Here is an 8,179-nt window from a genome sequence, read left to right on the forward strand (position 1 = left end):
GTCACCCTCGATCGATCTGTTGGAGCATGAGTTCGGTGGTGCCGCCGGCGAGTGCCAGGCCGGTCGCGTCACGCAGGGCCCGTTCCGCCGGATGGCCGCGCCGGTAGCCGTCAGCACCGGAGAGTTGCAGCGCCTCGTCGGCGACCTCGGCCAGCACTACGGCGGCCCGGTGCTTGACGGCGGCCGCCCAGCCGCCGGGGCAGGCGCCCGCGGCGAGCAGCCGGAGGCTCTGCCCGGCCATCGCCTGCACCTCCTGGATCGCGGCGTCGAGCCGGGCGAGCGTGAATCGGACGTGCTGGTTGGTGATCAGCGGAACTCCGAAGGTGATCCGCCGGCCGGCGTCGGCGACCGCGTGGTCCAGGACCGACTCGGCCAGTGCGGCCATCCGGACGGCGAGCATCACCCGTTCGTGGATCCAGTGGCGCATCAGCACCAGCAGTCCGTGCCCGCCGACGGCGAGCACGGACGTGACCGGGGCCGCGTCGAGCACCACCGCACCGGTCAGGCCGGTGTGTCCCAGGCCGTCCAGGGTGCTCACCCCGACGCCCGGCCCGGCGGGCACCAGCAGGAGTGCCGGCCCACGCCGACCGGTGTGCCCGTCGCGGTCGTCGGCCAGTACGAGCAGGTGGTCGGCGTACGGGGCGTTGCTGATGAACCACTTCGTGCCGGTCACGGTCAGCCCACCGGCCGCCCCGGCGCCCACCGTGGTCCGCAGGGCGGTCAGGTCGCTGCCGCCGTCCGGTTCGGTGGCGGCCAGCGCACTGGTCGCCGAGCCGGCCAGGGCGTCCGTCACCAGCCCCACCGGTGTCGTCGGCAGGACGCCGAGCAGGCGTGTCGCCACCTCCAGGTGGGTGAGCAGCGCCGCGCCCGGCGCGCCGTTACCGACCCGGGCGAACGCGCGGTGCAACGCGGCGGCACGCCACAGGGCGGCGGCGCGGTCGCCGCCACGCTCGGCCCACGCGTCGCGCAGCAGGCCGGCCTCGCCGACGGCGCGCAGCAGCTCCCGTACGGGCGGGCCGGCCGACTCCCAGACGCCCGCGGTGAGCAGACCGTCGCGGTGCTGGTCGGTGAAGGCGTCGAGCCGCGTCGCGAATTCGGCGTCGGCGGCGCCCTGCGGACAACGCGACCCGACGGTCGAGGCGAGCACCGACGCGGGGGTCACTGGGGCCACCCGCGCAGGCGGGCGAGGGCGGTGAGCATCATCTCGTCCGATCCGGTGGAGATGGACAACAGCCGGGTGTCGCGGAAGGCGCGGTTGGCCGGGTGGGTGCTGAGCTGCCCCTCGGCGCCGTGCAGGTGCAGGCAGGTGCGGGCGACCGCACGGGTGAGACGGCTGGAGCGCAGCTTGACCGCGGCGGACAGGGTGTTCACCGCACCGCCGGTCACCCACCGGTCGATGCCGGTGTACGCGAGCTGGCGAACCGCCTCCACCTCGGCGCGCAGGCCTGCCAGCTGCGCGGCGGGCTGCTGACGGTCGGCGATCGGTACGCCGAAGGTCCGCCGCTCCCGCAGCCGCTCGGCGGTTCGCAGCAGCAGGGTGTCCGCCATGGCGATCGCGCGGCAGGCGGACAGGATGCGCTCCGGTTCGAACTGGCGCAGCTGGGTGACCAGTCCGAGGCCGTGCCCGCCGAGGCGGTGCCCGTCGGGCACGAACACACCGTCGAAGCGGAGCTGCCCGGCGACGCCGGCGGTCCGCAGCCCGAGCGTGGCGTCCGCCGGTTCCCTGCTCACGCCCGGGGCGTCGGCCGGCACCATCAGCAGGACGTGACCGAAGGTCCCACGAGCCTCGGGCAGCCGGGCCAGTACCGCGAAGGCGTCCGCGGTGAGCCCGGCCACGACCCACCTTTTGGCGCCGGTCAGCCGGTACCCGCCCGGCTCGGGGGTGGCCGTGGTGGCGACGGCGGCCACGTCGGCGCCGGCGCCCGGCTCGGAGACCGCGTGCCCGAGCAGGCAGCGCCCCGCCAGGGCCGGGCGCAGGAAACGCTCGACGGCCTCCGGCCCGCCGGCCTCGGCCAGCATGGGCGCGACCATGTCGTTGTGGACCGTCACCCCCATGCCCACGCTGTCGAACAACAGCGCGCCGAGGCATTCGGCGAGGACCACGTGCTCCCAGGCGGTGCCGCCGGCGCCGCCCTGGTCGACGGCGAACCGCATGCCGAGCCAGCCTCGCGCGGCCAAGCCGGTCAGGACCTCGCGCAGGGGGACCGCGCCGCGCCGCTCCCAGGCGTCGACCATGGGTACGACGGTGGCCGCGAGGTGCTCGGTGAGGCGGGCCCGCAGCTCCTCCTCGGCGGGCGTGAACCAGCCGGTGCGGGCCGCGACGGTGAGGGCCGCGGTTTTCACGGTGCCTCGCCGAGCAGCAGCGCGGCGATGCGGGCGCGGTCCGGTTTGCCGGTGGACAGCACCGGCACGGACGGCAGCCGGTACAGCTCCCGCGGCACCATGTATCGGGGCAGGAGGTCGCCCACGTGCCTGAGCAGGGCGTCCACCGTGTCCCCGGGCAGTGGCAGCAGGGCGGCGGCCGGGCCGGCATCCGGCTGGTCGACGGTCGCGTGGGCGCGCAGCACCACGGCGCACGCCAGCGACAGCCCGTCGCGCGGATCCGGGACGGCCGCCACGAACGCGCTGCCGACGGCCGGGTGCGTCTCCACGGCGCGGCGTACCTCGTTGAGGTTGATCCGGTAGCCCTTGATCTTCACCTCGTCGTCGCGCCTGCCCGCGAAGCGCAGCGCCCCGTCCGCGCCGCGTTCGCCGATGTCGCCGGTGAGGTAGAAGCGCGTCCCCTCGTGGTCGAGGAAGACCGCCGCCTCCTCCGTCGGGCGGTCCAGGTACCCGCTCATCAGCTGCGTTCCGGCGATGGCGATCTCACCCGGGCCGTCCGTGGTGATCCGGCCGTCGGCGTCCCGGAAACGGATCGTCACCCCCGGCAGTGGGGGCCCGATGGGGTACGCCTCGGTGCGGCCCGGTTCCCGCTCGGCGATCGGGTGGAAGGTCACCCCGCACGTCGCCTCGGTCGGCCCGTAGCCGTTGACCACCACAAGATTCGGGGCCGCGTGCAGCCAGTCCTGGACGGTGGCCGGGTTCAGCACCTCCGCGCCGGTGAGGATCCGACGCAACGCGCTCAGGTCACGCCCGGACAACCCGGGCTCCGTCCGGGCCAGCAGCGTCAACGTGGAGACCACCGCGGTGAAGTGGGTGATCCGGTCCCGTTCGATGAGGTCCAGCACCCGAGCCGGCACGACGAACGCCGGGCCGAGCCGCACGTGCGCCCCCTTGAGCAGCGGCAACAGCAGGTCCGCCACCGAACCGTCGAAGTGCAGGGCTGTCGTGTTCAGGCAGCGTGCCCGATCGGTGATGCCGAGCACCGGGTCGACCGCGGCGAAGAACGCCTCCAGCGCGCTGTGCGGGATCCGGACGCCCTTCGGTCGTCCGGTGCTGCCGGAGGTGTACAGCACATAGACCCCGTCCTCCGGCGCGGTGGCCACCGGCAGGCCGTCGAGGTGCACGTCCGCCTCGGTGCCGAGGTCCTCCACCGCCACCACCGGCACGGGCAGCTCCTGGTCGACCAGCCGGGCCACCGCCGCGCGGCGGGCCAGCAGGCGTGGGCTGCCGCAGTCCAGCAGCAACGCGCGCCGCCGGTCTGCGGGCGCCGAGGGGTCGATCGGCAGGTAGGCGGCACCGGCGGCGACCGCACCCAGCAGCGCCGTCACCGTGGCGGCGGTCTTCTCGCCGTGGACGGCGACCAGGTCACCGCGGCGCACCCCGCGGCTGCGCAGACCCGCAGCGACCCGCAGCACCCGCTGCCACAGCTCGGCGCGGGTGAGCGTCGCGTCCGGTCCGGTGAGCGCGGGCAGGTCCGGCCCGGTGGCGGCGTGCGCGGCGAGCGCCGCCATGAGGGACCAGCCGGCCGGTGTCGGCGCGCCGGCCGGCGGCGTCGAGGGCTCGACGAGCATGGTCATCGGGTCGCACGCCGCTCGACGAGGGCGACCAACGTCGAGAGGCTCTCCAACGCGTCGAGGTCCTCGATCTCCTCCCCGAACTCGATGCCGTACTCGCTGCCGAGCCGGACGGTGAGCTCCACAGCGTCGAGTGAGTCCAGGTTGAGCGCGCGCATGAAGTTGTCGTCCGCGGCCAGCTCGGCGGAGACGTCGCGCTTCTTGATGGTGGCGAGGGTGTCAGCGAGGCGGTCGCGGACGCTCTCGGCGGTGGGACGGGTCATCGGCTGACTCCTGAACGGTCTCGGGTGACACGGGTACGACCGGGCGCGGCCTTACCCGTGCGTCGGGTGCGGTTACCGGCTGGCCGGGACGGCCGGCGCGGTCGGGACATCGTCGGTGTGCGGGGCGGCCGGCCGGGCGGCGGACCGCACCGTCCAGGCCACCGCCGCGACCAGGCAGGCGGTGCCCACCACGGTGGCCGAGGTCAGGTCCTCACCGAGGACCAGCGCTCCCAGCGCCACCGCCACGAGCGGGTTGACGTACGAGTAGGTGCTGGCCAGCCGCTGGTCCACCCGGGTGACGAGCCACGTGTACGCAAGGAAACCCACCAGCGACCCGAGCAGCACGAGGTGCAGCTGCGCCAACCACACGGTGGGGTGCAGGTGGCCGACGTCCAGCCGGCCCCACTCCCCGGCGAGCCCGGAGACGACCAGCAGCGCCAGGCCGCCACCGAGCATCTGCACCGCGCTGGACAGGGCGGCGCCCGGCACGATGTCGGCGTCTGTGCCGCGCCCGGCCGAGGCGGCGGCGATCCGCCCCGCCACGGCCCACGTCAACGCCGCGGCCAGCACGAGCAGCGAGGGCAGCAGCGGGCCCGGCTGGAAACCGAGAAGGATCGCCACGCCGGCCAGTCCGACCGTGGCCGCGCCCAGGTCCCGCCCCCTCGGCCGGCCCCCCATCACCAGCACCCAGATGGGTACGGTGGCGAAGTAGGTGCCGGCTGCCGCCGACGGCAGATCCTCGGAGGCGACACTGACCAGCCCGTTCGCGCCGAGGAAGTGCATGAGCCCGAGCAGGGTCAGCCGCCCGGTGTGCCCGCGCAACCGCACCGCCAGTCCCGGCTGGCCGCGCCGGCGCCAGTGCCAGCACAGCCCGCCGAGCAGCAGCGCCCCCGCCGCGGAGAAGCGGACCCCGGCAGCGAACAGGGGCGGCACCTCCTGGACGACCACTCGGATACCGAGGAAGGTCGAACCCCAGAGCAGCCACACCGCGAGCAGCGCCGCGGCGATACGCCACCGATCGGCAGTCGGCCGGTCCATCGTCAGGGCGGGTGTCGACGTCCCCGGTCGCGCCGAGGCGGAGTCCGGGCGGCGGTCCGGCCAGGGGCGTCGACGCACGCGCTAGGCCGGGTTCTGGGCGAGGATGCGGTCGAGGTACCGGCAGGAGGAGTTCAGCCTCCACAGCGCACCGCGTGCCATGGCCCGGCGGGTCTGCGGCTCGGCCGCCATCGGCTTGACGACGTGGGCGAACCACGCGCTCGCGTGGTGGGCGTCGATGCCGATGTGCAGCCGGTGGTACGTGATGCCGTCGGCGGGGAGCCCGAGGCGCTCCCAGCCGTGCAGCACCTGGGAGAACCGGTCCGGCGCCAGCCACTCCGCAACGGCGAGGTGGCCGACGGCCTCACCGAACAGGTTCCGGTACCGGCAGATCAGCACCGGTAGGTTCCCGCCGAGCAGCGCCTCCGTCGACAGGCTCTCCTTGAGCTCGCCGTCGGTGATGCCGAAGTGGGCGATGATCCGGCCGAACAGCGTGGTGTGGACCATCGCGGGGTCGCCGTTGCCCATCTCGTCCCAGAAGTTCTTGGCGATCTCCATCTTGGTCTCACCGTCCGACCCGACCTGCATCATGGCCAGCAGGTCGTCGAACCGGGCGTCCACCGACGACTCCTGCAACACGAAGCTGCGGAAATCCTCCGGGGTGGCCCGCTCGCGCAGAAAGGAGTGGTAATAGGGGTGCTTGAACACCCGGTGCTCCCGCGTCATGTTCTTGAGCCACGGCACGAACCGCTCCGGGTCGTCCGGAATCGAGGCGTAGATGCTCTCGTCGATCCAGCTGTCCTCGTCCCGCGCGGTGTCCCGCTCCAGCTGCCGCGTCACCGCGTGCAGAACGGTGGACGCCTCGGCTGTCGATTCCGTCCCCAACTGGGTGTGCAGGCCGTAGATCTTCGCCAGCAGGTACTGCTGAGCGAACTGGGCGTCGGCGTCCCCGGCGGACGCCGCGGTACCCAGCCGGGTGACGTTCTCGAGCAGTTCGGCGTAGGCGTCCTGCTCGGCGTACGCACGGTCGAAGTCTTCCTCGGACAAGGCGAAGCGGCTCACCAGATCGGTGACGAACGCCGTGGGAGTGGTGCTCAGCGTGGCGGGCATCCGGGTGCGCTCCTTGCAGTCGGTATAACCCGAAGCATTCCCCCGCCGTCTGCACGGCTTCGCTGATTTTTCTGTATTCGCAGGTCAGAGGGCACGCGACGCGCCGCGCGGGCGGTCAGCCCCCTCCGGCGTGGATTTCTCGCGGGCGGGACCCTGCGGGGTGGGGGTCGAGGCGGCTATCGGCGAATTTGGTGCCATGGAGTGATCGGAGAGAATGCTCGCGTGGATTCCAGAAGGCTGCACTGGGCGTCGCGCCGCTATCTGACGGCGCGATACGAGGAGCTTCAGCGGGAGTACCGCCAGCTGCCCAACGATGCCCGCCGAGCCGATGGGTACCACTACACCACCGAAGCGAAGCGGATCTTCCCCCGTTACAACGTCGTGGACGCCATACTCATCGACGTTGAGCGGCTCGATCCGGACCGGCTGCCGGGCGTCGACGCAGTGGCCTCCACGCTGCTCGCAGCTGCCGAGAATGCCGAGTCCCCGTTCACCAGGCCACCGCACGACGAGATCCAGGCACAGGCCATCGCCGATGAACGCCGACTGTTCGCCGCACACGTGCAGCGTTGGAGGGCGGAGCGCGACCTCCGCGCCGACCCGGTCCCGTATCGCCGCGTGCTGACGCCCGAGGAATCATCAGCCTGGCGCACATCGCTGCAGCAGCGATGGGGTGTGCAGAACGGCTGTTGGCACCCGTTGTTGAGTAGTTCGGTTCCGCAGGACGTGCTGGTACTGACCGAAGAATCGATGTGGGAGGACGACAGCGTCGATCAGGTCCGACGAGTGCTGCGAGAGCTGAGCCGACCCCGGGTGATCGAGCTGCGCGAGTATGGCGCCGATTACCTGCTGGATGTCGAGATCTTCGCCCCCAGGTACACCGGGCCCGAGGGTCTCTGGAGCGACGATCATCACGACTGGATCGCCTACGCATCCCATGAGGGGACCGTGGCATTCGGTGGCGCGCTCTCCGCCGGGCTCGTGACAACCTGGCCCGAGGTCGACAGTTGGCGATGGCCCGGCTGGCAGAAACTCGGCCACGGGTGACCCAGAGCATCTTTCCTAAGCTGCAATAAGACGGCACTCACCTCGGCAGCGCACGGTCCGCACTTCGACAAACCACTGTGAAACGAAAGAGGGTTTCCGCAGGTCAGAGCCTGCCGCTGTCGGACGGCCGGAGCCGAGACGACGATGCTTGATGTCCAGGCAACCAGCACGGCCACGTGAGCTGCTTGCCCGTGGCCTTGACTCGGGGCACGGTCCTCCAACGTCCGCGCTTGTCCGCTGGCGTCCGGACGAATCGCCCCTCGGTCAGTCACCCAGGACGGCCCCTGCCTCACAAGGTCCTCATGGGTCGCTCGCCACGCGTGCGCCGGGGCAACACCTTGTGAGCTATTAGAGCCCGTTGAGCAGCGAGTGTGCGACGGTAATTAGCATCCCCACGCCGGCCAATGTCACCATCACGCCAAAGAGCCTGTCGGACACAATGAAGAAAGCGCGGCGTCGCGCGAGTTGGTCGTCGTCCCCGCGGAAGGGACTAACAGGACGAACGAACCGCATCGACAGCTCTATATGCTTAGTCGCAATGCCGCGATAATCGCCCGCGAGGGCCACTCCGATCACGATAAAGAGCATTGCCCATATGAGCCCGAGCATGACACGCCCCATCACGATGCCTCCGTCAAGCGACTCCCGGGCAGCCCCGTTGACACAGCAAGACTAGTACGGCAGCCGCCGTTTGAGATCTTGTTGGTGGGGCGGGGTGGATGCGAGGCGGCCACCGCGTGATCGTCTGTGCGTTGTGGACACATCATC

The 8,179-nt window shown here is 71.7% G+C and carries 8 protein-coding genes; 1 reads left to right on the forward strand and 7 read right to left on the reverse strand.

Translation table 11 applies throughout. The features are described 5' to 3' along the window. Window position 1: 1 nt before the first annotated feature. The 6 genes from ACIBEF_RS20995 to ACIBEF_RS21020 form a co-directional block, all read right to left on the reverse strand. The gene (locus ACIBEF_RS20995) at window positions 2-1,162 is read right to left on the reverse strand and encodes an acyl-CoA dehydrogenase family protein (RefSeq protein WP_396794892.1); all 1,161 of its coding nucleotides are present in this window, start codon (window positions 1,160-1,162) and stop codon (window positions 2-4) included. Beyond that, entirely contained in the window at window positions 1,159-2,343 is a 1,185-nt protein-coding gene (locus ACIBEF_RS21000; RefSeq protein WP_396794893.1) for an acyl-CoA dehydrogenase family protein, read from the reverse strand. The genes ACIBEF_RS20995 and ACIBEF_RS21000 overlap by 4 nt, the downstream gene beginning before the upstream one ends. Beyond that, window positions 2,340-3,959 (reverse strand): amino acid adenylation domain-containing protein, encoded by a 1,620-nt coding sequence (locus ACIBEF_RS21005; protein ID WP_396794894.1) that lies wholly within the window; start codon window positions 3,957-3,959, stop codon window positions 2,340-2,342. Before ACIBEF_RS21005 ends, ACIBEF_RS21000 begins: the two co-directional genes overlap by 4 nt. After that, a complete protein-coding gene (locus ACIBEF_RS21010) occupies window positions 3,956-4,219 on the reverse strand; it encodes an acyl carrier protein (protein WP_355008489.1) in 264 nt (87 codons plus the stop codon). Before ACIBEF_RS21010 ends, ACIBEF_RS21005 begins: the two co-directional genes overlap by 4 nt. 72 nt (window positions 4,220-4,291) lie before the next feature. Beyond that, window positions 4,292-5,257, reverse strand: coding sequence for an EamA family transporter (locus ACIBEF_RS21015; RefSeq protein ID WP_396794895.1), 966 nt, complete (start codon window positions 5,255-5,257; stop codon window positions 4,292-4,294). 81 nt (window positions 5,258-5,338) lie between these two features. Next, on the reverse strand, window positions 5,339-6,364 hold the full coding sequence (locus tag ACIBEF_RS21020; RefSeq protein ID WP_396794896.1) for an iron-containing redox enzyme family protein: 1,026 nt from the start codon (window positions 6,362-6,364) through the stop codon (window positions 5,339-5,341). Between the two features lie 222 nt (window positions 6,365-6,586). Here ACIBEF_RS21020 and ACIBEF_RS21025 point away from each other — a divergent pair, with 222 nt between their 5' ends. Then, window positions 6,587-7,411 (forward strand): hypothetical protein, encoded by an 825-nt coding sequence (locus tag ACIBEF_RS21025; RefSeq protein WP_396794897.1) that lies wholly within the window; start codon window positions 6,587-6,589, stop codon window positions 7,409-7,411. 348 nt (window positions 7,412-7,759) lie between these two features. Here ACIBEF_RS21025 and ACIBEF_RS21030 read toward each other — a convergent pair whose 3' ends face one another. Beyond that, window positions 7,760-8,035: a hypothetical protein gene (locus ACIBEF_RS21030; protein WP_396794898.1), complete on the reverse strand. Its 276-nt coding sequence runs from the start codon at window positions 8,033-8,035 to the stop codon at window positions 7,760-7,762. Window positions 8,036-8,179: the final 144 nt, after the last annotated feature.

It is taken from the genome of Micromonospora sp. NPDC050795 (genome assembly GCF_044456785.1).
Taxonomy (GTDB): domain Bacteria; phylum Actinomycetota; class Actinomycetes; order Mycobacteriales; family Micromonosporaceae; genus Micromonospora.

Bases quoted from the DNA above. Each gene is read 5' to 3' on its own strand.
- ACIBEF_RS21005 (WP_396794894.1), bottom strand. From the start codon at position 3,959: ATGACCATGCTCGTCGAGCCCTCGACGCCGCCGGCCGGCGCGCCGACA.
- ACIBEF_RS21010 (WP_355008489.1), bottom strand. From the start codon at position 4,219: ATGACCCGTCCCACCGCCGAGAGCGTCCGCGACCGCCTCGCTGACACC.
- ACIBEF_RS21015 (WP_396794895.1), bottom strand. From the start codon at position 5,257: ATGGACCGGCCGACTGCCGATCGGTGGCGTATCGCCGCGGCGCTGCTC.
- ACIBEF_RS21020 (WP_396794896.1), bottom strand. From the start codon at position 6,364: ATGCCCGCCACGCTGAGCACCACTCCCACGGCGTTCGTCACCGATCTG.